We start from the raw sequence: 25408 nt of genomic DNA on the forward strand, positions 1-25408 counted from the left end.
CGTATGGCACGACGGTTTTTTGGTACCGATGGGGTGCGTGGTCGCGTTGGGGAAATGCCCATGCGCGCGGATTGGGTATTGCAATTGGGCTGGGCTGCGGGGCGGGTGCTGACCCGAGACGCGTTAGGGCGCCCGCGCGTGCTCATCGGCAAGGATACGCGCCTGTCTGGCTATCTGATCGAGTCAGCTCTGGAGTCTGGTCTTGCCGCTGCGGGGGTCGATGTCCTCCTCGTCGGGCCCCTGCCCACCCCAGCGATTGCCTATCTCACCCGCACCCTGCGCGCCCATGCTGGCATCGTGATCAGTGCTTCCCACAATCCTTATGAAGACAATGGGATCAAATTCTTCTCTGCGGATGGCTACAAATTGCCAGATGCGGTGGAAGAGGCCATCGAAGCAGAGCTCGAACACGCCATGCGCTGTGCGCAACCGCGGGACCTCGGCAAGGCGCGCCGCGTCGATGACGCTGCGGGTCGCTATGTCGAATACTGTAAGACCACCTTTCCGGCCAGCGCGGATCTGCGCGGTCTGCGGATCGTCGTCGACGCCGCCCATGGGGCCGCCTACAAAGTGGCGCCCATGGTGTTCAGCGAGCTGGGCGCACAAGTGGAAACGATTGGTTGCCAGCCGAATGGCGTCAATATCAACGCTGGTGTTGGCTCTACGGCCCCAGCCGCGATCATTGCCGCGGTGCGCGAGCGGCAGGTAGATATCGGCATCGCCCTGGATGGCGATGGTGATCGCGTCCTGCTGGTGGATGCGCAGGGGCAGACTTGGGATGGCGATGCCATTCTCTGGCTCCTGGCACAGGCCATGGCAGAGCGTGGGGAGCTGGCCGGCGTGGTGGGTACGGTGATGAGTAACCTGGGTTTGGAACGCGCACTGCAAGCGCGCGGTATTCCCTTTGCGCGCAGTGCCGTCGGCGATCGCTATGTGCTGGAGACCATGCGACAGCTGGGCTATCCCCTGGGGGGGGAAAACTCCGGACATATCATCACCCCTGCCAATACCACCGGTGATGCGATCCTTGCCGCCTTGCAGGTGCTCGCGTTCTTGCAGCGCAAGGGGAAGAGACTGCATGAGCTCAGTGGAAGCCTGGAGCTATATCCGCAGGTATTGCTGGGGCTACGTCTGGCCGACGCCAAGGAGCAGTTGCAGCGGCCTGCAGTACAGGCGTTGCTGCAGGCTGCGGAAGAGCGCCTTGCCGGGCGAGGTCGCCTCCTCGTGCGCGCCTCGGGTACCGAACCGCTGCTGCGCATCATGGTGGAAGCCGAGGAGGCGCCGCTGGCGCAAGCTGTGGCGGCAGAGCTGCAGGTGCAAATTGCAGCTTGTGTGGGCGAGCCATTGCCTGTCTGAAGTCCTGGGCAAGAGCATTCGATGCAAATTGACCCTTGCGAGGGGACTCTTTACACTCGAGCAGCAATTCATGATAGATAACCAAGGAAGGGTCACGTGCGGCCGATGATGGTAGCGGGCAATTGGAAGATGAATGGCTTGATTGCAGATGCCGAGCATCTGACCCAAGCGATTCTGGATGCTGGTCTGGCACCGGGCGCACCGGAGGTCGTCTTGTTTCCTCCATTCACGCTATTGCCCGCAGTGCATCAGGTTGCCAAGGGAAGCTCCCTGCGTTGGGGCGGCCAAAATCTCTTCTGGGAAGCGCATGGCGCCTACACGGGCGAGATTTCCGGCCCCATGTTGCGGGACAATGGCTGCCGTTACGTCTTGGTGGGGCATTCGGAACGGCGACAGATCTTTCAGGAGACGGACGCGGTGGTCCTGAAGAAGGTCAAGGCCGCATTGCAATCCGGACTGATCCCGATGGTTTGTGTCGGTGAGTCGGAGCAGGAGCGCGAGCAGGGGCGTACGGAGGAGGTCCTGCGCCGTCAGGTGGAGGCAATTTTGCCCGCCCTGGGCAGTGCTGGTCAGCAGGCCAATCTGGTCTTGGCCTACGAGCCGATCTGGGCGATTGGTACAGGTAAAACCGCAAGCCCTGAACAAGCGCAGGAAGTGCATGCATTCATTCGTGGGCTGATTGCGGTCCAGAGTCCGGAAATCGCGCGCAAGATTTTGCTGCTCTACGGTGGTAGCGTGAAGGCCAGTAATGCGCAATCCTTGTTTTCCCAAGCCGATATCGATGGTGGACTGGTTGGCGGCGCCTCACTACAGGCTGCGGAATTCATTCAAATTTGTCAGGCTGCCCATGCGGTGGCTCGGGGTCTCTGAGTTATGTATACCTTGCTGTTGATTCTTCAGGTTTTGATCTGTGTGGTGCTGGTTGGTCTCGTGCTGATCCAGAAGGGGCAGGGCGCGGATATTGGGGCGGTCTTTGGTGGCGGTGGTTCGCAGACCGTATTCGGAGCGGCAGGTGCGGGAAATTTTCTCAGCCATGTCACTGCTGCCCTGGCGGCAATCTTTTTTCTCAATAGCCTGGCTTTGGCTTATCTATCTGAGCATGAGGCGCATCAGGCTGGTGCGGGTATCGCGCTCCCCAGTGCAAGCGCAAGCAGCAGCGCGGTGGCCCAGACGACGAGCCCGGTAGCCACTACCCATAGCGTTGTCGCGAGCTCGCGAAGTGTCGCAGCGCTGGCACCAGCGGCGAGCACAAAATCTGCTATTGGCAAGCCTTGACGTCTTTGGCGGGGCATGAGAAAGTTTTGATCCACTTGCCGAAGTGGTGAAATTGGTAGACACACCGTCTTGAGGGGGCGGCGGCGCAAGCCATACCGGTTCGAGTCCGGTCTTCGGCACCAAATCACAGCCCGCGTGGCTGTTTTTTTGTCCCTGGAGTATTCCAGAGATTTGATTATATAGAGAAAAATATTTTTATAGCGACCCTGCCGGGGTTTTGACGACATTGTTGGAGGGGCCGGTCCTGTGCTCGGACATTATTTGCCTGTGCTCATATTTTTGCTGCTCGCCCTGGTGGTAGGCATCGTGCCGCTATTTTTGGGTAGCAGGCTCGGACCCAATCGGCCCGACAGCGAAAAGCTCTCCCCCTATGAGTGCGGTTTTGAGGCCTTCGAGGATGCGCGGGTCAAGTTTGATGTGCGCTATTACCTGGTAGCCATCCTCTTCATCCTCTTCGATCTGGAAATTGCCTTTTTGTTTCCCTGGGCGGTGGTCTTTGATGCGGTGGGAATGACAGGCTTCCTCGCCATGATGGTTTTTCTTGCCATTTTGGTGGTGGGTTTCGTCTATGAATGGAAGAAGGGGGCGTTGGAGTGGGAATAGAGGGCGTTCTCGAGAAGGGATTCGTGACCACCAGTATCGACACGGTGGTCAATTGGAGTCGTACTGGATCTCTCTGGCCGATGACCTTTGGCCTTGCCTGCTGTGCGGTGGAGATGATGCATGCCGGCGCGGCGCGCTACGATCTGGATCGCTTCGGCATCATCTTCCGACCCAGTCCACGACAATCCGACGTGATGATCGTTGCCGGTACCCTGGTCAACAAAATGGCGCCGGCACTGCGCAAGGTCTATGACCAGATGCCCGAACCCCGCTGGGTCGTCTCGATGGGTTCCTGTGCCAATGGCGGTGGGTATTATCATTACTCTTACAGCGTGGTGCGTGGGTGCGACCGCATTGTGCCCGTAGACGTTTATGTGCCCGGTTGTCCACCTACCGCCGAGGCACTCCTCTTTGGGCTGATCCAGTTACAGAAGAAGATCCGCCGCACCCACACCATCGCCAGGTAGCCTATGATGGAAGACTTGGAAACATTGTCCCAGCAGATGAAGGCTGGGCTGGGGCAGCGGATACGCCGGACAGATATTGCCCATGGCGAATTGACGCTGGAGTTGGCGCGTCAGGATTTCCTCGCCAGCTGCACTTGGCTGCGGGACAGTGCCGGTTTTGACCAACTCATCGATATCTGTGGCGTGGATTACGCCGAATATGGCGATGGCACTTGGGAAGGCGAACGCTTCGCCGTGGTCTATCATCTGCTTGGCATCCAGACCCGCCTACGTTTGCGGCTGCGTGTCTTTCTCGATGAAGACCTGCCCTTGATCCCTTCGGTCAACGCGATCTGGCCGGCTGCCAATTGGTTTGAACGAGAAACCTTCGACCTCTTTGGTTTCCTCTTCGAAGGCCATCCTGACCTACGCCGTATCCTGACGGATTATGGCTTTGTTGGGCATCCTTTCCGTAAGGATTTTCCCTTGGTGGGCACGGTGGAAATGCGCTATGACGCGGATCAGCGGCGGGTGATCTACGAGCCCACCCAGACGGAGGAGCGGGTGGTAGTGCCGCGGATCGTGCGCAGTGATGAGGAGGGGCGCTACGATGCCAGAAATCAGTAACTTCACCATGAACTTTGGGCCCCAGCATCCCTCGGCCCACGGCGTTCTGCGGCTGGTGCTGGAACTTGATGGCGAGGTGATCGAGCGAGCCGACCCGCACATTGGCCTGCTTCACCGCGCCACCGAGAAATTGGCGGAACACAAGACCTATCTGCAGGCGCTGCCCTATATGGATCGCCTGGACTACGTGTCGATGATGTGCAATGAGCACGCCTATTGCCGCGCCGTCGAGGGTTTACTCGGTATCGAGATCCCGCAGCGTGCGCAATACATTCGTACGATGTTCGACGAGATCACGCGGGTGCTCAATCATCTCCTCTGGCTCGGGGCCTACGCCCTGGACGTGGGCGCCATGTCGGTCTTCCTCTACTGTTTCCGGGAGCGCGAAGACCTGATGGATGTCTACGAGGCGGTCTCCGGTGCGCGGATGCATGCGGCCTACTACCGTCCGGGGGGGGTCTATCGCGATCTGCCCGAGCAGATGCCGCAGTACGAAACCTCTCCCTATCGGGATGCCAAGCGTCTGCGCGAGCTCAACGCCAATCGTCAGGGCTCTGTGCTCGATTTCATCGCCGACTTTACCCAGCGTTTCCCTGGCTACATCGACGAGTACGAGACGCTGCTCACCGATAATCGCATCTGGAAACAGCGCACCGTGGGTATCGGCGTGGTTGCTCCAGAACGCGCTATTGCCCTGGGCTTTACCGGCCCCATGCTGCGCGCCTCTGGCGTGGCCTGGGACCTGCGCCGTACTCAACCCTATGCGGCCTACGCCGATCTCGATTTCGAGATTCCCCTGGGCAAAGAGGGCGATTGTTATGATCGCTATCTGGTGCGCGTGGCGGAGATGCGAGAGAGCAACAAGATCATCGCGCAGTGTGTGGACTGGTTGCGACAGAATCCCGGCCCGGTCATCGTGGATGATTACAAGGTCGCGCCGCCACCGCGGGAAGAAATGAAAACCAGCATGGAGGCATTGATTCATCACTTCAAGCTGTTCTCCGAAGGAATGATCGTGCCGGCTGGGGAGATCTATGCAGCGGTTGAGGCGCCCAAGGGGGAGTTCGGGATCTACATGCTCTCGGATGGGGCGAACAAGCCCTACCGCATGAAGATTCGCGCGCCGGGATTTTCTCATCTCGCGGCCATGGACGAGATGGCACGTGGGCACATGATTGCCGATGTGGTGGCCATCCTGGCCACCATGGACATCGTCTTTGGGGAGATCGACCGATGAGTGCGTGGCTGTCACCATCATCTCTGGACGAAATTGCCCGCGAACGTGCCAAATATCCACCGGAGCAGGCCCGTTCCGCGCTTCTGGCGGCCCTGCGCATTGCCCAGGACGAACATGGCTATCTCCCCGACGCGCTCATCGAGCATGTCGCGGAACTCCTCGAGGTGCCGGCCATTCAGGCCTTCGAGGTGGCGACCTTCTATACCATGTACGATCTGCAGCCGGTGGGGAAGCACCAGTTTTGCGTCTGTGGTAGTGTTTCCTGCTTCTTGAATGATTCCGACGGCATCCTCGCACACCTGCAGGAACGTCTCGGTATTGGTATCGGTGAGACCACGGCCGACGGACTCTTTACCATCAAGGAAGTCGAGTGTTTGGGGGCGTGCAAGGATGCGCCGGTCATGCAACTGGCGGATCGCTATATCGAGGATCTCACTCCGGCAAAGCTGGATGCCCTGATTGCGGAATTGCGCAAGGAGGCGGACAAATGACGACAGAAGCCTATGTGAATGGGGTTACCCTGCAAAATCGTGGACTGCCCGACTCGCACCGCTTGGCGGTCTACCAAGGTACGGGCGGGTACCAGGCCTTGCGCAAGGTGGTGCTGGAGGCGATGAGCCCCGATCAGATCATCAACGAGATGAAGACCTCGGCCCTACGCGGGCGCGGTGGCGCTGGCTTTCCCACGGGTCTGAAGTGGAGTTTCATGCCCAAGGGGGTCGCCGGCATGAAATATCTGCTGTGCAACGCCGATGAGGGAGAACCTGGCACCTGCAAGGATCGCGACATCATGCGCTATGAACCGCACCGCTTGATCGAGGGGATGATCATTGCTGCCTATGCTATGGGTGCGCGCGGCGGTTATATCTATATCCGCGGCGAGTTCATCGAGCCCATTCGCATTGTCGAAGATGCCATTGCCGAGGCCTATGCAGCAGGTTTGCTCGGGCAGAATATCCTCGGTACGGAATTTTCCTTTGATCTCGCGGTACATCGCGGTGCCGGTGCCTATATCTGCGGCGAAGAGACGGCCCTGATGGAGTCGCTGGAAGGCAAGAAGGGGCAGCCGCGTTTCAAGCCGCCCTTCCCAGCGAGTTATGGCCTCTATGGGCAGCCGACCACCATCAACAACGTCGAGACCTTTGCTTCGGTGCCCGACATCATTGTCCGTGGTGGGCAATGGTTTCTCGAACTCGGCAAGCCGAACAATGGTGGGACGAAAATCTTTTCGGTGACCGGTCACGTACAGCGGCCGGGCAATTTTGAAGTACCCATGGGGACGCCTTTTGCGGATTTGCTGGCAATGGCCGGTGGTTTGCGCGCTGGGCGCAAGCTCAAGGCAGTAATCCCCGGCGGTACCAGTACCGCCATGGTCGCCGGTGCCCAGATGATGGAAGTGACCATGGATTACGATAGCATCGCCAAGGCGGGTTCCGCCCTGGGCGCAGGCTCGGTCATTGTCATCGACGATAGCGTTTGCATGGTCAAGGTGGTGGAGCGGATTACCCGCTTCTACATGCATGAATCCTGTGGTCAGTGCACCCCATGCCGCGAGGGAATGGGTTGGTTGTGGCGCGTCATGCACCGCATCGAGAATGGTCAGGGCCGGGAGTCGGATCTGGAACTGTTGCAGAATGTGGGCTCGCGGATCGAGGGTCGCACCATCTGCGCCCTTGCCGATGGTGGGGTAGCGCCGGTGACGAGCTCCCTACGCCTGTTCCCGGAGGAGTACCTGCATCATGTGCGGCATAAGACCTGTCTCGTGGGCGCCGATACTGCACGGAGAGTTGCCTGATGCCACGCATCGAGATCGATGGGCAGGAAATCGAGGTTGCTGCTGGCACCACCCTGATGGAGGCGGCGCAACAGCTTGGCATTTACATCCCCTTCTTCTGCTACCATCCCAAGCTCTCGGTGGCTGCTAACTGCCGGATGTGTCTGGTGGACGTCGAGAAGCAGGCGAAGCCCCTGCCCGCCTGTGCCACCCCGGCCAGCGATGGTATGAAGGTCGCTACCCGTTCGCGGCGGGCGAAGATGGCCCAGCAAGGGGTCCTGGAATTCCTGCTCATCAATCATCCTCTCGATTGCCCGATCTGTGATCAGGGTGGTGAATGCCCGTTGCAGGACATCACCATGGGCTACGCCAATCCCCATAGCCTCTACACGGAAGAAAAACGGGTGGTGGAAGACAAGGACATCGGGCCCTTGATCGCCACCGAGATGACCCGCTGTATCCAATGCACGCGCTGCGTGCGTTTTGGCACTGAGATTGGTGGTATCAGCGAGCTGGGAGCTACGGGGCGCGGCGAACACATGGCCATCGGTACCTATGTTGCCAAGGCCGTGCGTTCCGAATTGTCGGGTAACATGATTGATCTCTGTCCCGTCGGTGCCCTGACCAGTAAACCCTTCCGCTACAAGGCCCGCTCTTGGGAGCTCAAACATAGTAGCAGTCTCTGTCCCCACTGCTCGACCGGCTGCAATACCGACGTGCAGAGCCTCGGCAAGGAGGTCCTGCGGGTGAAGCCGCGGCTCAACGAGGCCGTCAACGAAGAATGGCTCTGCGACAAGGGGCGCTTTGCCTATGCCGGTTTGCAGGCAGCAGATCGGCTGCAGCAGCCGTTGTTGCGCATTGATGGCAGTCTGCAGCCGGTCTCTTGGGCTGAGGCCCTAGATGCCGCTGCGGCCGCCGTGCAGAAGGTCATCGGTCGTGCGGGTCCGGACGCCATAGCGGGCTTTATCAGCGCCCAGTCCAGCAACGAGGAATTGTATCTGTTCCAGGCCCTGCTACGGGCGCTGGGAGTAAGGGCCATTGAGCATCGCCTGCGCCAGACGGATTTCCGCGCTGATCCGGCCATGCCGCTCTATCCCGCGCTCAATATGAGTCTGGAACAGTTGGAGACGGAGCGGGACATCGTGCTCTGGCATGCTTACCCGCGGGAACAGCAGCCCTTGACCAACCATCGTCTGCGCAAGGCGGCGCTGGCAGGGGCGCGGATTTGGGCAATCGATAGTGTCAAACGGGAATTCAACTTTCCCTTGCAACAGCTATGGGATGCGGCGGGGGACGATCTCGCCCTGGTTCAGGAACTGCGCGATGTTCTGCGTGGCAATGCCGCATCTCGCAATACTTCCCTGCAGCCCTTGGCGAATGCCCTGCGGGCAGCAGAGAGCCCGGTTTTCCTCCTCGGCAATGGCCTGTTGCAGCACCCGCAGGCGGCGGATCTCCTGGCTACTCTGGCAGACATCGCGCAAGGGCTGGGGGCACGAATTTCCTGGCTGGCGGAAGCGGCCAACAGTGCCGGTGCTTGGTTGCTCGGCTGTGTGCCGGGGCGCAAGCTTGGTGGCGTGCCGCTGGAAGATGCCCCAGACCCTTGGTCCGAGAAGCAGGCCTTCCTGCTCCATGGCATCGAAGCCGAGGCCGACGCCATGAATGCGCCGCGTGTGCGCGCGGCCCTCGATGCGGCGGAGTGTGTCATCAGCATCAGTACTTTTCTTGGCGCCGCCGAGGACTGCGCGGATATCGTTCTTCCCCTGGCGAGCTGGGCCGAGAGTAGTGGCAGCTTCTTCAACAACGAGGGTCGTCTGCAACACTATCGTGCTGCCGTCCGGCCCCTCGGCGAGGCACGACCTGGCTGGAAGATCCTGCGGGTTTTGGCCGACCATCTCGAGTTGGCGGGCCTCGATTTTGTCGATCTCGAGGCGGTGCAGTCAGCATGGCAGGCGGCCTTGGGCGAATTCCCTCTCGATGTTCCTGGCCTGGCTATGCAGCCGAAGTTTGCCGCCGTACCAGGCGGGATTACAGATGGCTACCGCTTGCTCGGTGACTGGGGTATCTATCAGCAGGACCCCTTGGTCCGGCGCGCGGCGCCCTTGGCAAGAGAGTCCAGTTGCCGCATGCATCCCGATAGCCTAGCAGCTCTGGGAATTGTGGGGTCATTGGTGGAATTGTGTGCCGCCAATGGCGCACGGATACAGTTACCCGTTGTTGCGGATGCGGGGATTCCGGCTGGGGCCGTGTGGCTGGATCTGGGTCATCCCGAGACCCAGGCCTTGGGTGGGGTGGGGGCGGCCCTACAGGTGCAGACCCCAAGCATGCGGGCGCGGGCTTAAAGGAGGCCGGATGCACGATCTTACCCAAGCAGCATGGTGGCCGCCGGTATGGGCGCTGATCAAGATCATCATCGTCTTGGTTCCGCTCCTGCTGGCAGTGGCCTACTTGACCTTGGCCGAGCGCAAGGTGATTGGGTATATCCAGATTCGCCTGGGACCGAATCGCGTTGGGTTCCGTGGACTGTTGCAGCCCATTGCCGATGCCTTGAAGCTCCTCTTCAAGGAAGTCCTCATCCCCAGCAACGCCAACCGCTTCCTCTTTCTGGCGGCGCCGGTGCTGGCCTTTGTGCCGGCCATGTTGGTCTGGGCAGCGGTGCCCTTTGGGCCCGACGTTGCCATCAGCAATATGAACGCTGGCCTGCTCTATGTGCTGGCTGTCGCCGGTCTGGGAGTGTACGGCATTATCATTGCGGGCTGGGCATCGAACTCCAAGTATGCCTTCCTCGGTGCCCTGCGCGCAGCGGCGCAGCTAGTGGCCTATGAGATTGCCATGGGTTTTGCCCTGGTTGGGGTGCTGATGCTGGCCCAGAGCCTGAATCTGACGAAGATCGTCGAGGCCCAGGCGGGGGCCGGTTTCTGGTCCTGGTACTGGCTACCTCTCTTTCCCTTCTTCCTGGTCTACTTTATCTCTGGGGTGGCCGAGACCAACCGAGCACCTTTTGACGTAGCCGAAGGGGAATCGGAGATCGTCGCCGGTTTTCATGTCGAGTATTCTGGCATGGGCTTTGCGCTGTTCTTTTTGGCGGAATACGCCAACATGATTGTTGTTTCGATCCTGACGACGATACTGTTCCTGGGTGGTTGGTATCCGCCCTTCGACGTTGCGCCCTTTACCTGGGTGCCAGGATTGATCTGGCTGCTGCTCAAGACCGCCTTCCTGCTTTACGTCTTTCTCTGGATTCGCGCTACCTTTCCGCGCTACCGCTACGATCAGATCATGCGCCTGGGCTGGAAGGTCTTCATCCCCATCACCATTGCCTGGATCGTGGTGGTCGGCATTGCCCTCGAGACCCCGTTGCGGGCCATCCTGCGCTGAGGAAAACGTCATGGCCAGTCCTGTCACCCGTTGGTTGCAATCCTTTTTCCTACTCGAACTAGTGCGCGGTATGCACCTCACCGGCCGCTATTTCTTTGCGCGCAAGTTCACGGTCCAGTATCCCGAGGAAACGACCCCGCAATCGCCACGCTTCCGCGGCTTGCATGCCCTTCGCCGTTATGAAAATGGCGAGGAACGCTGCATTGCCTGCAAGCTCTGCGAGGCGGTTTGTCCGGCATTGGCCATCACCATCGAGAGTGAGACGCGTAGCGACGGCACGCGCCGTACCAGTCGTTATGATATCGATCTCAGCAAGTGCATTTTTTGCGGGCTGTGCGAAGAATCCTGCCCGGTGGACTCCATCGTCGAGAGTCGGGTATTGAGTTATCACGCCGAGAGCCGCAGTGAGCTGCTCTACGATAAGGGACGTCTGCTTGGCAATGGCGATCGGCTGGAAACGGAGCTAGCCAGCGATCGTCAGACTGACAGCGCCTACCGCTAGGAGAGAAAGAAAGGCCCATGCTGCTCACCACCACCGTCCTTTTTTATATTTTTTCGGCGGTACTGCTGCTTTCCGCGCTGCTGGTCATTACCGCCCGCAATCCCGTCTATTCTGCTCTCTATCTGGTGCTCGCCTTTTTCAATGCGGCGGCACTCTTCCTGTTGTTGGGGGCGGAGTTCCTTGGCCTGATCCTGATTCTGGTGTATGTCGGTGCGGTAATGGTGCTCTTTCTCTTTGTCGTGATGATGCTCGACATCAATCTCGCCCAGCTGAAGGAAGGGTTTCTGCGTTATCTTCCCTTGGGGCTGGCGGTGGCCATCGTTGGTGTGCTCGAACTGGTGGCGGTCTTCTGGACCACACCTCTCGGCCGTGTCCCTGCACCCGGGCCGATCCCTGCGAATGCCGACAATACCCGAGCGCTCGGTACGTTACTGTATACCCACTATCTGTATCCCTTTGAGATTGCTGCGGTGATCCTCTTGGTGGCGATCATCGCGGCCATTGCCTTGACCCTGCGTCGCCGTCCCGATACCAAGAGCCAGGCGGTGGGCAAGCAGGTGGCGGTGGCGGTGCGCGATCGTCTGCGCATGGTGGATTTGCGGGAGCCACGGGAATGATGGCACCAACGCTTTCCCAGTGGCTGATTCTTGGCGCCCTGCTGTTTTCCATCGGGGTGGTGGGGATTTTTCTCAACCGGAAAAACGTCATCATCCTGTTGATGGCGATCGAGATTCTGCTGCTGGCGGTCAATATCAATCTGGTCGCCTTTTCTCGCTACCTGGGCAATCTCCAGGGGCAGGTGTTCGTTTTTTTCGTACTTACCGTGGCGGCCGCCGAAGCGGCCATTGGCTTGGCGATCCTGGTGGTCTATTTCCGTAATCGCCGCAGTATCAATGTAGAAGACATCGACGACTTACGGGGCTGATATGTGGATCTTTGACTGGCTGCATAGCCTGCCACCCATCTGGGTCTATTTGTTGATTCCCCTGGCACCTCTGGCGGGGTCGCTGGTGGCCGGATTGGGTGGTTGGTTCTTGCGTGAGAAGGCGCATTGGGCGCCGATCGCTGGCGTTGCCTTTGCCCTCTACCTGGCGGTGTTTGTTTTGCTGCAGGTACTGCAGGGTCATACCTTCTACGGCAACGTCTACACCTGGGCGGTGTTCGGGAATCTGCCGGTGCCCATCGGTTTTGACATCGACAGCCTGACCGCAGTGATGCTGCTGGTGGTTACCTTCGTCTCCCTCTGCGTGCATGTCTACACCATTGGCTACATGCACGACGACCCCGGCTACGCACGCTTCTTCAGTTATATCTCCCTGTTTACCTTTAGCATGTTGATGCTGGTGATGAGCAACAACTTTCTCCAGCTCTTCTTTGGCTGGGAGGCGGTGGGACTGGTTTCCTATCTGCTGATTGGTTTCTGGTTCACGCGCGAGAGCGCCAATCAGGCAGCGCTCAAGGCCTTCTTGGTCAACCGGGTGGGAGATTTTGGTTTTCTCCTGGGGATCGCGGCGATCTATCACTACTGTGGCAGCCTCGATTACCGTACGGTTTTTGCCATGGTGCCGAGCCTCGTCGGGCACACGGTGAGCATCCTTCCCGGCCATCCCTGGTCGGTACTGACCTGGATCGCCATTTTGCTGTTCATCGGCGCCATGGGAAAATCAGCACAAGTGCCTTTGCATGTCTGGTTGCCGGAGTCCATGGAAGGTCCGACCCCCATCTCCGCACTCATCCACGCGGCAACCATGGTGACTGCCGGGATCTTCATGGTGGCGCGCATGTCGCCCATTTATGAGCAGTCAGCCACGGCCTTGAGCCTGATCCTGATCATTGGTGCGATCACCGCGCTGTTCATGGGTTTGATTGGTTTGGTGCAGAATGACATCAAGCGCATCATTGCCTATTCCACGCTCTCGCAGTTGGGCTACATGACGGCGGCACTCGGCGCCTCGGCCTTCTCGGCGGCCATCTTCCATCTCATGACCCATGCTTTCTTCAAGGCGTTACTCTTTCTTGCGGCCGGTTCCGTCATTCATGTCATGGAAAATGAGCAGGATATTCGCAAGATGGGTGGTTTACGCCGACACATGCCGATTACCTACCTCACCTTCCTGGTGGGTGGTCTGGCCCTCTCCGGTATTCCGCCTTTCGCCGGGTTCTTCAGCAAGGATCTGATCATCGAGGCGGTCGGAGACTCGAGCATAAGCGGCTCTACCTTTGCCTATGTGCTCTTGGTACTGGGTGCGCTGGTGACCTCCCTCTATACCTTCCGCATGTTTTTCCTCGTCTTTCATGGCCAGAAACGGATGGATCAGCACACTCAGGCGCATCTGCATGAGTCCCCGTGGGTGATTACCCTGCCTCTGCTGGCCTTGAGTATCCCGGCACTGCTGGCGGGTTGGCTGTTCATTGCGCCAGTGGGGCTTGGCGGCTTCCTGGATAGCTCACTGCAGATCCGTGCGCAATGGAACACGGTGGGGGAAATTGCTGCCCACTGGCACGGGGCTGGGATCTTTTTGCTGCATGGCTTGCAGGCCTGGCCCTTCTGGCTGGCCTTGCTCGGCATTGCCCTGGCGGCTTGGTTCTATCTGCTGCATGACGGCGTTCCTGCGGGCTTGCGTACGCTCCTGACTCCCGCCACTTGGGTGTTGCGCAAGAAGTATGGTTTTGATGCGTTCAATCATTGGGTCTTTGTCCGGGGTGCCTTGCTCCTCGGTCGGCGCTTCTGGCATTGGGGGGATGAGGCGCTGATCGACGGTGCCATGGTCAATGGCAGTGCGCATCTCGTGGCGCGGGCGGCACAGTCCTGGCGTCGTCTGCAGACCGGTTACATTTACCACTATGCCTTCGTCATGATCATCGGACTGGTGCTCTTCATGACCTATTTCATGATCTGGAGAGTCTGAATGGGCCATTCCTTTGGCATCCTGAGTGCCGCCATCTGGCTGCCCATTGTTGGTGGTTTCTTGGTCCTGGCAATTGGGGAACGCGCCGGCGCTATGCCGGCACGCTGGTTATCCCTGTTGGTGTCGGTGGCAACCTTCGCCGTTACGCTGCCCCTTTTCACCGGCTTTGATACGCATAGCGCGGCGATGCAATTCGTCGAACGTGTGCCCTGGATTCCGTCGTTACATATCCAGTATTTCCTCGGAATCGATGGCATTTCCCTCTGGTTTATCCTGCTCACCAGCTTTCTTACCCCGCTAGTAGTGATTGCCTCCTGGCGCAACATCTCGAATCGCATCGCCCAGTATCTGGCCGCCTTCTTGATCATGGATGGACTGATGATCGGGGTATTCTGTGCCCTCGATGCCATCCTCTTCTATGTCTTCTGGGAAGCCATGCTGATCCCGATGTTTTTGATCATTGGGGTCTGGGGTGGCCCGCGCCGGGTCTATGCCACCATCAAGTTCTTTCTGTATACCTTCCTCGGCTCGGTGCTGATGCTGGTTGCCTTCCTCTATCTCTATTTTCATAGTGGCGACAGTTTCAGCCTCCTGGCCTTTCAGCGAACCCCGTTGTCTGCAACGGCGCAGATCTGGATTTTTCTTGCCTTCCTGATCGCCTTTGCGGTGAAGATTCCCATGTGGCCGGTGCATACCTGGCTACCGGATGCCCACGTCGAGGCGCCTACCGGTGGATCGGTCATCCTGGCGGCGGTGATGTTGAAGATGGGAGCCTATGGTTTCCTGCGTCTGAGCCTGCCCATCACGCCCGATGCCAGCCATCAATTGGCCTGGTTGATGATCGTGCTGTCGCTGATTGCCATTGTATACATTGCCTTGATCGCGATTGTGCAGCAGGACATGAAGAAACTGATTGCCTATTCCTCCATTGCACACATGGGCTATGTGACCCTGGGTTTCTTCGTCTTTACCCAGACCGCGATGGAGGGGGCAATCATCCAGATGCTCTCCCATGGTTTCGTCAGCGCAGCGATGTTTCTCTGTGTTGGCGTGCTCTACGATCGGATGCACACGCGCGAGATCCAGGCCTATGGTGGCGTTGCCAATGTCATGCCAATCTTTGCCAGTTTGATGATGCTGTTTGCCATGGCCAATGTGGGTCTGCCCGGCACCTCCGGCTTCGTTGGCGAGTTCATGGTGGTCTTGGGTACCTATCAGGTACACCCCTGGCCGGCAATCATTGCCGCGACTGGGTTGATTACCGGTGCAGGGTATACCTTGTGGCTGTTTAAGCGGGTGATCTTTGGTGGAGTGGTACGGACCGAGGTTGCCGCGCTCAATGACCTGAATGGGCGGGAAATCCTGGTCCTCGGGACCCTGGCCGGTCTGGTGCTTCTCTTGGGTGTATGGCCCGCACCTTTCCTCGAAATCGTCCACCATTCCGTGGCCCACCTGCTGCAGCAAGTGGCCGTCAGTAAAGTCCCGGGTTGAGGAGACAGCATGCAGAATCCCTTGTTTCATTGGTCCTTTGCCATCCCCGAGATTTGGGTGCTGGTGATGGCCTGCGTGGTGCTCCTGGTGGACGTTTTTTTCGGCCAACGCCAGCGCGATCTTGCCTTTATCCTCAGTATTCTCACTCTGCTCGCGAGCATGGTCCTGACCTGGCTGGAGATGGGGCAGAGCGGTGCGGCTTTCTACGGTCAATTGCGCCTGGATCCATTTACCAACGTCGCAAGTTTCTTTGTCGAGTTGCTGACCTTATTGGTCCTGCTCTACTCCCGCCGCTATCTCCTGCGGCGTGGGCTGTATCGCGGCGAGGTCTTCGTCCTTTTGCTCTTTGCCTTGCTCGGGGCGATGATCTTGATTTCCGGCGCCAATCTGCTGGTACTGTATCTGGGCCTCGAACTGCTTGCCCTGAGCCAGTATGCCCTGGTGGCCTTCCAGCGCAATAACCTCAGAGCGACAGAGGCCGGGCTGAAATATTTCATTCTTGGTGCCCTGGCCTCGGCGTTGCTGCTCTACGGCATGTCCTTGCTCTATGGGCTGACGGGAACGCTGGATGTGCAGAAGATTGCGGTAGGGCTGATCAATGTCGGGGCACAGAACTTTCTGCTCGTGCTTGCCGTGGTCTTTGTCGTGGCGGGCATCGCCTTCAAATTTGGTGCGGCGCCTTTCCATATGTGGCTACCCGACGCCTATCAGGGCGCGCCGACGCCGGTCACCCTGTTCATGTCCTCGGTACCCAAGATCGCCATCTTTGCCCTCTTTCTTCGTATTCTGGTGGATGGTGGCTATGGCAGTATCGAAATTTGGCGCCAACTGTTCATTGCTCTGGTTGTGGTTTCCCTGCTGATCGGTAACGTCGTCGCCATCGCCCAGACCAACCTCAAGCGCATGCTGGCCTACTCAACCGTTGGCAATATGGGTTTCCTCGCTTTGGGGATTGTTGCCGGAACGCAGAATGGACTCGCCAGCGCCTTCTTCTATGCGGTGGTTTACGCTCTTATGGCGACGGCGGCCTTTGGGCTCCTCGTCTATCTCAGTCGCGAGGGTTTCGAGGCGGAAGAAATCAGTGATCTGCGCGGATTGGTACGGACGCGGCCATGGGCGGCTTTCCTGTTACTGATCATCATGTTCTCCCTAGCGGGGGTGCCGCCGACGATTGGCTTCTATGCCAAACTCGCGGTGTTTCAGGCCCTGGTCGAGGCACATTATATCTGGCTGGCGGTCTTTGGCGTCCTGATGGCGGTGGTCGGTGCGTTTTACTATCTGCGGGTACTCAAGGTTGCATTGTTCGATGCGCCAGCGGAAGATCTCCACTATGGTGCCGACGATGGGCTGGCGGCTTCGGTGCTTACACTGAACAGCCTCGCCTTGCTGATCCTCGGTATCGTCCCAGGCGCGTTTCTGGCGTTCTGTTTCCATGCCTTGCAGGGGGTGCTCTGATGGCTTTGCAACAATGGGCCGTTCTCTATATTTTACTGGCCTTCGTCGCCGCAAATCTGCCGTGGTTTACTCGGCATCGTTTCTTCTTTGGCAGCAGCGAGCCGGTCAAGACCTTGCCGTGGTATCTCGGCGAATGGTTTGCGCTCTACGTTCTCGTGGGCCTCATCGGTATGGGACTGGAGAGGCTGACGGATGGCCATAACCACGGTCAGGGCTGGGAGTTTTATGTGATTGCCCTGTGCATGTTTGCCGTTTTCGCCATTCCTGGCTTTCTGTGGCGCTTTAATATTGTCCCGATGCTGCGCCGATCAGTTCTTTCCAATCCAGAGATGAGCCTGAAGGAGGGGCAGGAATGAGCCTGTCAGGCGGCTGAGTGTTGGGCATTGTTGATGGAACGAAAGAGCTTTGCCCGCGCCTTTTGGAGGCAAAGAGCGGCGTCATTATCGCTCTTGGCGTAGGCGATGGCATCCAGTGCTGCGAAGGTGACGCCTGGCTTGAGGTACTGGCTGGCCTGATCCAAAGACTTGAGCTTGTCGTACGGGGTCATCATCTGTGCGTAGGGATAACGTTTCCGTAGTCGGCCTCTGGCGTCGATCTCCTCTATCGGAAAGAAGCACGGCCGATGGAAGTTCAGGTACGGGGAGAGCAGCTCCTGAGCGAAGGCGTTGACCTGTCGGGCAAAGCGCCCCGGGATGTGGGCGTAGCCCAAATGTTTGCGGACCACCGACCCGTTCTTGGACTCCACCAACGCATTGTCGTTACTGCGCCGGGCGCGGGATTTGGTGAACTGCTCGACGCGCAGTTTCTCCAGCAATCTGGCGACGCGTTGGTTGATGTATTCCGAGCCATTGTCGGAGTGAACGCCGTGTACGACAAAGGGAAAGGCGTCGATCAGGGCCTCCAGAACGGGCAGCAGGAAACGCTCGCTGATGCGTTCGACGGAGCCCACGAACTGAAACTGTGTCACTTCGTCGACGAGGTTGATATGGTACAGCCCCTTGATGCCATCCAGATCACCCTGATGGACAGAATCCACGCGCAGAAAGCCGGGCCTCCCGTCAGGGTGGGGTTTGCGCCGTTGGCCGATGGCCACCTGGACGGGTCGTGTCTTGTCCATGCTGCCACGCTGGCGTTGATAGCCCGGAGAGTGGCGGAGATTGTAGAGATGGCCGTTGGAAATCGTCGCCAGACGCTCATAGCGGGCGTCATGGAATACCCGATAAGCGCGCTCGCAGAGCTTGCGGGTGGCCGGACCCGACAAGCTATCATGCAAGGCATCTAACGCTGCCAGCGCCTGCACGTCGGCGGTGGTATAGCGACGCGGAAAGGGCTTGCTGGGCAGACCACGCCGGTCCCGGATCTGCCCGCCAGCGCGAAATTGCGAGATCAGACGGGTCACCTGCGCGCGAGACAAGCCCGTCACCTTCTCCAAGTAGCGATGCACCCATCCTCGGGCAACTTTGCCCAAGTGCGCGTACTGGAAGCGGCGCAACTCGCCAGTAATCCAATCATATGCCTCCTCTCGGGCTGGAGCGGCAAAATCGAGGCCTTGAGCGCCTTCCACAAAGGCGCGGATCTGGTCGAGGGTCTGTAGTCCCTGGGTCTTGAGTGTCACGATCATCCTCCGATGATCCCAAACTCAGACCGCTCAGGCTCATGTCACCTTGGAATCACGCTCTCCCTTCAGGCTCATCTGTCATTGGAAGAGGCTCGATCTTGACGAATGGCGGCTGATACTGATACTTTTGCCCGGCTTAGGCGCGTAGCTCAGGGGGAGAGCGCTACCTTGACACGGTAGAGGTCGGCGGTTCGAAACCGCCCGTGCCTACCACACCCGCACCAGAGGGGCCTGGCTCACTGGTGCTTTTTCTTTGGAGATGGCATGCCCGAGATTCGCCTGCCGGATGGCTCTGTGCGTTCCTTTTCGGCACCCCTCACGGGTGCGGAACTGGCGCGCGATATTGGTGCGGGCCTCGCCAAGGCGGCAGTGGGTGTGCGCGTCGACGGGCAATTGCGCGATCTCAGTACGGTCCTCGATCATGATGTCGAGGTGAGTATTGTCACCAAAGACAGTGCCGAGGGGCTGGACATCTTGCGACATTCTACAGCGCATCTGCTGGCGCAGGCGGTCAAGGAACTTTTCCCTGCGGTGCAGGTGACCATTGGTCCGGTCATCGAGAATGGCTTTTTCTATGATTTTGCAGCGCCAAAGCCGTTTACCCCGGAAGATCTCGCCGCCATCACGGCGAAAATGCACGAACTCGTCCAGGCAGATCTGCCGGTGCAACGCGAATTGGTCAGTCGCGACGCAGCGATTCAGCGTTTTCACGCCATGGGCGAAGAGTACAAAGTTCAGATTATCAAAGATATCCCTGCTGCAGAGGATTTGAGCCTCTACCGTCAGGGCGATTTCGTCGATCTTTGTCGGGGTCCCCATGTGCCACGCACCGGCGTGCTGGGGGCTTTTGCCTTGCGCAGCGTGGCCGGGGCCTATTGGCGTGGCGATTCGCGCAACCCGATGTTGCAGCGGATCTATGGCACTGCCTGGGCAACGCAGAAAGAGCTCGACGCCTTCCTGCAACAGCAGGCTGAAGCCGAACGCCGCGATCACCGCAAGATCGGCACGGAACTGGAACTTTTCTCCATCCAGGAGGACGCTGGCGGTGGCTTGGTCTTCTGGCATCCGCAAGGCGCGCGCATACGCAAGGTGATCGAGGACTTCTGGCGCGCCGCGCATGTCGATTCTGGGTACGAACTCCTGTTTACGCCACACATTGCCCATGAGGATCTCTGGTACACCTCGGGGCACAAGGATTTCTACGCAGAATCGATGTTCCAGCCGATGGAGGACGAGGGCCAGCCGTACCAGCTGAAGCCCATGAATTGCCCCTTCCACATCCTGATCTATAAGAGCAAACTGCGTTCCTACCGTGAGCTGCCCATCCGCTGGGCAGAGTTAGGCACCGTCTATCGTCACGAAATGTCTGGTGCCTTGCACGGCCTGATGCGGGTGCGCGGGTTTACTCAGGATGATGCCCATATCTTCTGTCGTCCAGATCAAATCGAATCGGAAATCGCCGGGGTCTTGCAGTTGACCCAGAAGATTCTCGGCACCTTTGGCTTTGACCGCTACGAAATCAATCTCTCCACCCGCCCTGAGGGCTCCGTTGGCAGTGACGAAATCTGGGAAACGGCCACTGCGGCATTGGAAGCGGCACTGCGGCGCGCTGGGCTAGCATATCAGGTGGATGCTGGCGGAGGCGCCTTCTACGGTCCGAAGATCGATCTGAAGATTGAAGACGCTATCGGCCGGAAATGGCAGTGCAGTACCATCCAGCTCGATTTCAATCTGCCCGAGCGTTTTGGTATGGAGTACGTCGCTGAAGACAGCAGTCGACAAGTGCCCATCATGATCCATCGCGCCATCTTTGGCTCGGTGGAACGCTTCTTTGGCGTGCTCATCGAGCACTATGAAGGCAAATTTCCTCTGTGGTTGGCGCCTACCCAAGTCGTAGTGGCCCCAATCAGCGAGCAACACAGCGCTTATGCCGAGCATGTAGCGAAGCAACTGCAAGGGTTTGGCTTACGTGCAGAAACAGACTTGAGAAGCGAGAAGATCGGCTATAAAATACGCGCCCACACTTTGCGGCGGGTGCCGTTCATGGCGGTTGTGGGCGAGCGCGAGAAGGGCGAGGGCACGATCAGCTTGCGGGATCGCGATGGGAAGGATCTTGGTTCCATCCCGGTAGAGATTTTGGGCAAGGCATTGCAGAGGTTGAATTCACGGCGGCAACAGGGTCTGGAACTGGCCTAGGGGGAGGGTAGGGCAATCGCGACGGAAAAAGAGATCCGCATCAATCGGGAAATTTTGGCGGCAAAGGTACGATTGATTGGGGATTCGGGAGAGCAGTTAGGTATCGTTTCCCTGCATGAGGCCTTGGCCGCCGCTGAAGAGGCGGACCTCGACCTCGTCGAGATTGCCCCGCAAGCCGTCCCCCCGGTTTGTCGGGTCATGGATTACGGAAAGTTCCGTTTCCAGGAAAGCAAGCGGCAGCACGAGGCGCGCAAGAAGCAAAAGCAGAGTCAGGTCAAGGAGATCAAATTTCGGCCGCGTACTGACGACGCAGATTATCAGATCAAGTTGCGCAATATCCTGCGCTTTTTGGAGGATGGTGACCGGGCCAAGATTACCTTGCGGTTTCGCGGGCGGGAAATGAGTCATCCAGAACTGGGTATGGAATTGCTCAATCGGGTCGAGGCGGATTTGCAGGAACAGGGTGTGGTCGAGCAGCGGCCACGTATGGAAGGGCGGCAGATGGTCATGGTCATCGCCCCCAAAAAGAAATAGGAGAGGCACGATGCCGAAGATGAAGACCAATCGCGGGGCCGCCAAGCGTTTCAAGCGCACCGGCTCGGGAAAATTCAAGCACCGGCAGGCGTTCTTGAATCACATCCTTACCAAGAAAAGCACCAAGCGTAAGCGCCACTTGCGCCACACCTTGGTAACGTCCGGTAGCGAGCAGGCCGCATTGCGGCGCATGCTGCCCTACGTCTGAGTATAAAGGAGCACCGAGATGCCAAGAGTCAAACGGGGCGTAACTGCCCACGCTCGCCACAAGAAGGTTCTGGCCCGCGCCAAGGGCTTCCGCGGCCAGCGCAAGAGTAATTTCCGTATTGCCAACCAGGCGGTGATGAAGGCCCTGGTCTACGCCTACCGCGATCGGCGCACCAAGAAGCGCGACTTCCGCAGTCTGTGGATTGTCCGTATCAACGCCGCGGCTCGCTCCGAGGGTTTGAGCTATAGCCGTTTCATCAACGGCTTGCAACGTGCGGGTGTCAGTCTCGACCGTAAGGTATTGGCGGATATCGCGGTGCGGGACAAGGCGGCTTTCTCCCGCTTGGTGGAAGTCGCCAAGGGTCAGCAAGACGCGGCTTGATTTCACGCGAGGAGGCTACGGTGGAGAATGCAGCGCCCCTGGCCTCGGTCGCGGAAGTGGCAGAAGCCATTGCTCGAGTCGACACGATTGTCGATCTCGAGCAATTGCGTGTGCAGTGGTTGGGCAAGAAAGGGCATCTGACGCGTGCCATGCAGGGTTTGGCTGGCCTCGACCCCGAGCAGCGTCGGGCGCGGGGCGCCGAACTCAACCAGCAAAAAAATGCCATCCAGGATTTGCTTGAGCAACGCCGCGCGGAGATCGACCAGCAGGTATTGGAGCGCCGCCTCGCCAGCGAGTCCATAGACGTCACCCTCCCTGGCAGGAATGCTGTGCAAGGAGCCCTGCATCCGGTCCGGCAAACCTTGGACTGGATCGAGGACTATTTCGCTCGTCTCGGTTTTGATGTGGCCGATGGTCCAGAACTCGAGGACGACTTTCACAATTTTACCGCCCTGAACATCCCTGAGGATCACCCTGCTCGGGCGATGCACGACACCTTCTATCTGGAAGATGGTCGTGTTCTGCGCACGCATACCTCCCCAGTTCAGGTGCGTTACCTTGCCGAGCATCAGGCGCCACTGCGCATGATCGCGACGGGGCGGGTCTATCGTCGCGATTCAGACCTTACCCATACCCCCATGTTCCACCAGGTCGAGGGCTTGTACCTGGATGAGGGCGCAAGTTTTGCCGATCTGCGCGGGCTGCTGGCGGATTTTCTCCAGGAGTTTTTTGGCAGTAGCTCTTTGCCTGTGCGTTTTCGGCCCTCGTACTTTCCGTTCACCGAGCCATCGGCGGAAGTGGATGTCGGCTGCGTGATCTGCAACGGCGAAGGCTGCCGCGTCTGCAAGAATACGGGCTGGCTGGAGGTGCTCGGCTGCGGCATGGTGCATCCCGCGGTGCTGGAGATGGCCAAGGTGGACCAAGAGCAATTTACCGGCTTTGCCTTTGGGTTGGGAGTCGAGCGTTTGACCATGCTGCGCTATGGCATCCATGACTTGCGTCTGTTCTTTGAGAACGACCTGCGCTTTTTGCGTCAGTTCGCCTAGGGATCATCATGCGCGTCGCATTGGAATGGTTGCGGGAATTTCTGGATACGGCCTATTCGCCGGAGCAGTTGGCGGATACCTTGAGCATGGGAGGGCTGGAGGTCGAGGCCATCGAAGCGGCAGCCCCGCCCTTTTCCGGTGTTGTCGTTGGGCGGGCGCAGCGGGTCTGGACGCATCCCAACGCTGAGAAGTTGCGGGTAGCAGAAGTCGATGTAGGCGTTGGCGCGCCACGGCAGATCGTCTGCGGAGCGGATAATCTACGCGAAGGGATGATGGTTGCCGTTGCCCTGCCCGGAGCAAGGTTACCGGCCATGGAAATTGCCGCTGCGGAACTGCGTGGTGTGGCCTCGGAAGGTATGTTGTGTTCTGCCGCTGAACTCGGCATGGAGGATGGCAGCGCCGGAATCCTGGAGCTGGATGCCGATGCACCCGTCGGCGCCGACCTGCGCAGCTACCTGCGACTGGATGATCCCATTTTCACCCTGGGGATCACTCCCAACCGCGGCGATGCCCTGTCCCTCTTAGGGGTGGCGCGAGATCTGGCTGCCCGCGGTGCCGGGCGCTTTGTCCCTCCTCAGCTTCCCGCTGCCCCGTGGCAGGCGCAGGAGGGGGAAACATGCGTAGAGGAATTCCCTATCCGCATTGCCGAGTCCGCGCGTGCGGCCTGTGGCAGCTATTCTGCGTTGTTGCTCGATGCATTGCCGCAGCGTTTGCCGGATCGGTGGCGCGAGCGTCTGCGCCGCAGCGGGCAAAAAATGATCTCGCCCTTGGTGGATTGGCTGAATTTGTGGATGATTGCCCTCGGGCAGCCCATGCATGCCTTTGATCGCGAGCGCCTGCAAGGAGAAATTGAGGTACGCTGGGCGCGCGATGGCGAAATCCTCGACGCCCTGGACGGGCGTGATCTTGCGCTCAGCTCGGATATGCTCGTGATCGCCGATACCCAAGGACCCGTGGCCTTGGCTGGCATCATCGGCGGTCGCCGTACGGCGATATCTGCGCATACCCGCCGGGTACTGCTCGAAGCTGCCTATTTTTCCGCGCGGGCGGTGCAGGGCCGAGCCCGGCGTTTGGGCTTGCAGACCGAGGCGGCGCAGCGGTACGAGCGCGGGGTAGATTTTCGTCTTGCGCTGCCCGCAGCCCTGGCCCTGCGTGAACGCTGTGCGATTACCAGCAGCGGCGGCGCTACCGCTCTGGGTACGCTGCCGCAGCTCGGGCAGATTCTCTTGCGACGCCAACGTATCGGTCGGATTCTGGGCGGTCCAATGGCCGCGGAGCAGGTATCCGAGCATCTACAGGCCCTGGGTTGTACCGTGCAGGCGCAGGAAGAAAACTGGCGGGTAGTGCCGCCCAGTCACCGCTATGATTTGCGTATCGAGGCGGATCTGATTGAGGAATTGGCCCGGGTAAGCGGTTATGAGCAGTTGCCCACCCGTCGCCCCCACGCCATTTTGCGTCCCCTGGACGCCTCTAACGCTAAACAGCGCCGCGCCCTCATGGCATTGCTCGCCGCGCGAGGCTATCACGAAATCATCAGCTATAGTTTTATCGCGCCGGAATTACAAGCGCGCTTCTACCCAGGAGTTGTTGCCCCAAGCTTGCAGAATCCCATCTCCGCCGATATGGCGGTGATGCGCGCCGGGCTCTGGCCGGGCTTGCTGCAGACCCTGCGTTTCAATCGGAACCGGCAACAGGAGCAGCTGCGCTTTTTTGAACTGGGGCGTAGTTTTGCCGCGGATGCGCAGCGGCTGCAGCTTGCTGGCGCGCTGTTCGGGCCGGGCACTGCAGAGTCTTGGCTGGGGAAAGCGCGGGGGAGTGATTTCTTCGACCTGAAAGGCGATGTCGAGGCCCTCCTCGGGCTCTGGCCGCAGCGGCAATTCCGTTTTGTCCGGGTCGTTGATCCGGCGCTGCACCCAGGGCAGAGCGCGGAAATCCTGCTTGCGGGACAGGCCGTTGGGCGCCTTGGCGCGTTGCATCCGCAGATTGCGGAAGCGTACGATTTTAGCGAGCCAGTTTGGCTGTTTGCGCTCGACCTAGAAAAATTGCTGGAGGCGCAGCCCGTCCCGCGTTTTCGGGGTTTATCCCCGTTTCCGTCGGTGCGCCGGGATCTCGCCCTGCTGGTACCGGAGGACATGGAGGCTGGACGGATCCTGGACATCCTCTGGTCGCTGGAATCGCCACTGTTGCAGGAGGCGGAAGTGTTCGATCGCTACTGCGGCGCCGGTTTGCCCACCGGTCAGATGGGCTTGGGCCTACGCTTGCAGTTTCAGGATCAAACGAGCACCCTCACGGAAGGACAGGTACAGGAAGAAGTGGAGCGGCTCCTCCAGGGCATGCAAAAACTCGCTCCCATTGCATTACGCATATAGAGGTGG

General features: G+C 59.1%; 25 protein-coding genes and 2 tRNA genes. 26 read left to right on the top strand and 1 reads right to left on the bottom strand.

All coding sequences use genetic code 11. The features are described from left to right. Nucleotides 1-3: 3 nt before the first annotated feature. The 19 genes from glmM to M5D89_RS04980 all read left to right on the top strand — a co-directional run bounded on the left by glmM (nt 4) and on the right by M5D89_RS04980 (nt 17406). Complete coding sequence (glmM, locus tag M5D89_RS04890) at nt 4-1356, top strand: phosphoglucosamine mutase (RefSeq protein WP_248884732.1); 1353 nt, start codon at nt 4-6, stop codon at nt 1354-1356. Nucleotides 1357-1461: 105 nt separating this feature from the next. Then, nucleotides 1462-2226, top strand: coding sequence for a triose-phosphate isomerase (gene tpiA / locus M5D89_RS04895; RefSeq protein WP_248886435.1), 765 nt, complete (start codon nt 1462-1464; stop codon nt 2224-2226). A gap of 3 nt (nt 2227-2229) precedes the next feature. Next, nucleotides 2230-2631 (top strand): preprotein translocase subunit SecG, encoded by a 402-nt coding sequence (gene secG / locus M5D89_RS04900; RefSeq protein WP_248884733.1) that lies wholly within the window; start codon nt 2230-2232, stop codon nt 2629-2631. 37 nt (nt 2632-2668) lie between these two features. Further along, a tRNA-Leu gene (locus M5D89_RS04905) sits at nt 2669-2753 on the top strand. A gap of 124 nt (nt 2754-2877) precedes the next feature. Next, nucleotides 2878-3234: an NADH-quinone oxidoreductase subunit A gene (locus M5D89_RS04910; protein ID WP_248884734.1), complete on the top strand. Its 357-nt coding sequence runs from the start codon at nt 2878-2880 to the stop codon at nt 3232-3234. After that, on the top strand, nt 3225-3701 hold the full coding sequence (locus M5D89_RS04915) for a NuoB/complex I 20 kDa subunit family protein (protein WP_431307148.1): 477 nt from the start codon (nt 3225-3227) through the stop codon (nt 3699-3701). The genes M5D89_RS04910 and M5D89_RS04915 overlap by 10 nt, the downstream gene beginning before the upstream one ends. A gap of 3 nt (nt 3702-3704) precedes the next feature. After that, on the top strand, nt 3705-4307 hold the full coding sequence (locus tag M5D89_RS04920) for an NADH-quinone oxidoreductase subunit C (protein ID WP_248884736.1): 603 nt from the start codon (nt 3705-3707) through the stop codon (nt 4305-4307). Next, nucleotides 4291-5544, top strand: a complete 1254-nt coding sequence (locus M5D89_RS04925) for an NADH-quinone oxidoreductase subunit D (protein WP_248884737.1) — start codon at nt 4291-4293, stop codon at nt 5542-5544. The genes M5D89_RS04920 and M5D89_RS04925 overlap by 17 nt, the downstream gene beginning before the upstream one ends. Next, nucleotides 5541-6035: an NADH-quinone oxidoreductase subunit NuoE gene (gene nuoE / locus M5D89_RS04930; protein ID WP_248884738.1), complete on the top strand. Its 495-nt coding sequence runs from the start codon at nt 5541-5543 to the stop codon at nt 6033-6035. Before M5D89_RS04925 ends, nuoE begins: the two co-directional genes overlap by 4 nt. Further along, nucleotides 6032-7339 (top strand): NADH-quinone oxidoreductase subunit NuoF, encoded by a 1308-nt coding sequence (nuoF, locus tag M5D89_RS04935; RefSeq protein ID WP_248884739.1) that lies wholly within the window; start codon nt 6032-6034, stop codon nt 7337-7339. The genes nuoE and nuoF overlap by 4 nt, the downstream gene beginning before the upstream one ends. Beyond that, nucleotides 7339-9657 carry an NADH-quinone oxidoreductase subunit NuoG gene (nuoG, locus tag M5D89_RS04940; RefSeq protein ID WP_248884740.1) on the top strand — a complete coding sequence of 773 codons (2319 nt, stop codon included), beginning with the start codon at nt 7339-7341 and terminating at the stop codon, nt 9655-9657. The genes nuoF and nuoG overlap by 1 nt, the downstream gene beginning before the upstream one ends. A gap of 10 nt (nt 9658-9667) precedes the next feature. Then, complete coding sequence (nuoH, locus tag M5D89_RS04945) at nt 9668-10693, top strand: NADH-quinone oxidoreductase subunit NuoH (RefSeq protein WP_248884741.1); 1026 nt, start codon at nt 9668-9670, stop codon at nt 10691-10693. A gap of 10 nt (nt 10694-10703) precedes the next feature. Beyond that, on the top strand, nt 10704-11195 hold the full coding sequence (nuoI, locus tag M5D89_RS04950; protein ID WP_248884742.1) for an NADH-quinone oxidoreductase subunit NuoI: 492 nt from the start codon (nt 10704-10706) through the stop codon (nt 11193-11195). A gap of 17 nt (nt 11196-11212) precedes the next feature. Next, entirely contained in the window at nt 11213-11812 is a 600-nt protein-coding gene (locus tag M5D89_RS04955) for an NADH-quinone oxidoreductase subunit J (RefSeq protein WP_248884743.1), read from the top strand. Next, on the top strand, nt 11809-12120 hold the full coding sequence (gene nuoK / locus M5D89_RS04960) for an NADH-quinone oxidoreductase subunit NuoK (protein ID WP_283102957.1): 312 nt from the start codon (nt 11809-11811) through the stop codon (nt 12118-12120). The genes M5D89_RS04955 and nuoK overlap by 4 nt, the downstream gene beginning before the upstream one ends. Nucleotide 12121: 1 nt before the next feature. Beyond that, nucleotides 12122-14104 (top strand): NADH-quinone oxidoreductase subunit L, encoded by a 1983-nt coding sequence (nuoL, locus tag M5D89_RS04965; protein ID WP_248884744.1) that lies wholly within the window; start codon nt 12122-12124, stop codon nt 14102-14104. Beyond that, nucleotides 14105-15595, top strand: coding sequence for an NADH-quinone oxidoreductase subunit M (locus M5D89_RS04970; RefSeq protein WP_248884745.1), 1491 nt, complete (start codon nt 14105-14107; stop codon nt 15593-15595). A 9-nt stretch (nt 15596-15604) separates the two neighbouring features. Next, entirely contained in the window at nt 15605-17050 is a 1446-nt protein-coding gene (gene nuoN, locus M5D89_RS04975; protein ID WP_248884746.1) for an NADH-quinone oxidoreductase subunit NuoN, read from the top strand. Continuing rightward, complete coding sequence (locus M5D89_RS04980; protein ID WP_248884747.1) at nt 17050-17406, top strand: DUF2818 family protein; 357 nt, start codon at nt 17050-17052, stop codon at nt 17404-17406. Before nuoN ends, M5D89_RS04980 begins: the two co-directional genes overlap by 1 nt. Nucleotides 17407-17411: 5 nt before the next feature. Here the strand turns inward: M5D89_RS04980 and M5D89_RS04985 are convergent, their stop codons facing one another. Beyond that, the gene (locus M5D89_RS04985) at nt 17412-18665 is read right to left on the bottom strand and encodes a hypothetical protein (protein ID WP_248883969.1); all 1254 of its coding nucleotides are present in this window, start codon (nt 18663-18665) and stop codon (nt 17412-17414) included. Nucleotides 18666-18806: 141 nt separating this feature from the next. Between M5D89_RS04985 and M5D89_RS04990 the strand changes: the two genes are divergently transcribed. The 7 genes from M5D89_RS04990 (at nt 18807) to pheT (ending at nt 25402) form a co-directional block, all read left to right on the top strand. Then, nucleotides 18807-18881: transfer RNA gene (locus M5D89_RS04990), tRNA-Val, on the top strand. A 51-nt stretch (nt 18882-18932) separates the two neighbouring features. Continuing rightward, complete coding sequence (gene thrS / locus M5D89_RS04995) at nt 18933-20864, top strand: threonine--tRNA ligase (protein ID WP_248884748.1); 1932 nt, start codon at nt 18933-18935, stop codon at nt 20862-20864. Between the two features lie 33 nt (nt 20865-20897). Then, nucleotides 20898-21398, top strand: coding sequence for a translation initiation factor IF-3 (gene infC / locus M5D89_RS05000; RefSeq protein ID WP_431307171.1), 501 nt, complete (start codon nt 20898-20900; stop codon nt 21396-21398). Between the two features lie 10 nt (nt 21399-21408). Continuing rightward, nucleotides 21409-21606: a 50S ribosomal protein L35 gene (gene rpmI, locus M5D89_RS05005; protein WP_215871617.1), complete on the top strand. Its 198-nt coding sequence runs from the start codon at nt 21409-21411 to the stop codon at nt 21604-21606. 18 nt (nt 21607-21624) lie between these two features. Further along, complete coding sequence (gene rplT, locus M5D89_RS05010) at nt 21625-21987, top strand: 50S ribosomal protein L20 (RefSeq protein WP_248884750.1); 363 nt, start codon at nt 21625-21627, stop codon at nt 21985-21987. Nucleotides 21988-22007: 20 nt separating this feature from the next. Next, entirely contained in the window at nt 22008-23033 is a 1026-nt protein-coding gene (pheS, locus tag M5D89_RS05015; RefSeq protein WP_248884751.1) for a phenylalanine--tRNA ligase subunit alpha, read from the top strand. Nucleotides 23034-23041: 8 nt separating this feature from the next. After that, nucleotides 23042-25402, top strand: a complete 2361-nt coding sequence (pheT, locus tag M5D89_RS05020) for a phenylalanine--tRNA ligase subunit beta (RefSeq protein ID WP_248884752.1) — start codon at nt 23042-23044, stop codon at nt 25400-25402. The last annotated feature ends 6 nt before the right edge of the window (nt 25403-25408 follow it).

It is taken from the genome of Acidithiobacillus acidisediminis, assembly GCF_023277115.1.
GTDB lineage: Bacteria > Pseudomonadota > Gammaproteobacteria > Acidithiobacillales > Acidithiobacillaceae > Igneacidithiobacillus > Igneacidithiobacillus acidisediminis.

Excerpts from the sequence above, each read along its gene's own strand:
- rpmI (WP_215871617.1), top strand. The coding sequence starts at position 21,409 with ATGCCGAAGATGAAGACCAATCGCGGGGCCGCCAAGCGTTTCAAGCGC.
- nuoE (WP_248884738.1), top strand. The coding sequence starts at position 5,541 with ATGAGTGCGTGGCTGTCACCATCATCTCTGGACGAAATTGCCCGCGAA.
- nuoK (WP_283102957.1), top strand. The coding sequence starts at position 11,809 with ATGATGGCACCAACGCTTTCCCAGTGGCTGATTCTTGGCGCCCTGCTG.
- M5D89_RS04955 (WP_248884743.1), top strand. The coding sequence starts at position 11,213 with ATGCTGCTCACCACCACCGTCCTTTTTTATATTTTTTCGGCGGTACTG.
- tpiA (WP_248886435.1), top strand. The coding sequence starts at position 1,462 with ATGATGGTAGCGGGCAATTGGAAGATGAATGGCTTGATTGCAGATGCC.
- M5D89_RS04980 (WP_248884747.1), top strand. The coding sequence starts at position 17,050 with ATGGCTTTGCAACAATGGGCCGTTCTCTATATTTTACTGGCCTTCGTC.
- nuoN (WP_248884746.1), top strand. The coding sequence starts at position 15,605 with ATGCAGAATCCCTTGTTTCATTGGTCCTTTGCCATCCCCGAGATTTGG.
- nuoF (WP_248884739.1), top strand. The coding sequence starts at position 6,032 with ATGACGACAGAAGCCTATGTGAATGGGGTTACCCTGCAAAATCGTGGA.
- nuoH (WP_248884741.1), top strand. The coding sequence starts at position 9,668 with ATGCACGATCTTACCCAAGCAGCATGGTGGCCGCCGGTATGGGCGCTG.
- nuoI (WP_248884742.1), top strand. The coding sequence starts at position 10,704 with ATGGCCAGTCCTGTCACCCGTTGGTTGCAATCCTTTTTCCTACTCGAA.
- rplT (WP_248884750.1), top strand. The coding sequence starts at position 21,625 with ATGCCAAGAGTCAAACGGGGCGTAACTGCCCACGCTCGCCACAAGAAG.
- secG (WP_248884733.1), top strand. The coding sequence starts at position 2,230 with ATGTATACCTTGCTGTTGATTCTTCAGGTTTTGATCTGTGTGGTGCTG.
- nuoG (WP_248884740.1), top strand. The coding sequence starts at position 7,339 with ATGCCACGCATCGAGATCGATGGGCAGGAAATCGAGGTTGCTGCTGGC.
- glmM (WP_248884732.1), top strand. The coding sequence starts at position 4 with ATGGCACGACGGTTTTTTGGTACCGATGGGGTGCGTGGTCGCGTTGGG.
- thrS (WP_248884748.1), top strand. The coding sequence starts at position 18,933 with ATGCCCGAGATTCGCCTGCCGGATGGCTCTGTGCGTTCCTTTTCGGCA.
- M5D89_RS04970 (WP_248884745.1), top strand. The coding sequence starts at position 14,105 with ATGGGCCATTCCTTTGGCATCCTGAGTGCCGCCATCTGGCTGCCCATT.
- M5D89_RS04925 (WP_248884737.1), top strand. The coding sequence starts at position 4,291 with ATGCCAGAAATCAGTAACTTCACCATGAACTTTGGGCCCCAGCATCCC.
- M5D89_RS04920 (WP_248884736.1), top strand. The coding sequence starts at position 3,705 with ATGATGGAAGACTTGGAAACATTGTCCCAGCAGATGAAGGCTGGGCTG.
- nuoL (WP_248884744.1), top strand. The coding sequence starts at position 12,122 with ATGTGGATCTTTGACTGGCTGCATAGCCTGCCACCCATCTGGGTCTAT.
- pheT (WP_248884752.1), top strand. The coding sequence starts at position 23,042 with ATGCGCGTCGCATTGGAATGGTTGCGGGAATTTCTGGATACGGCCTAT.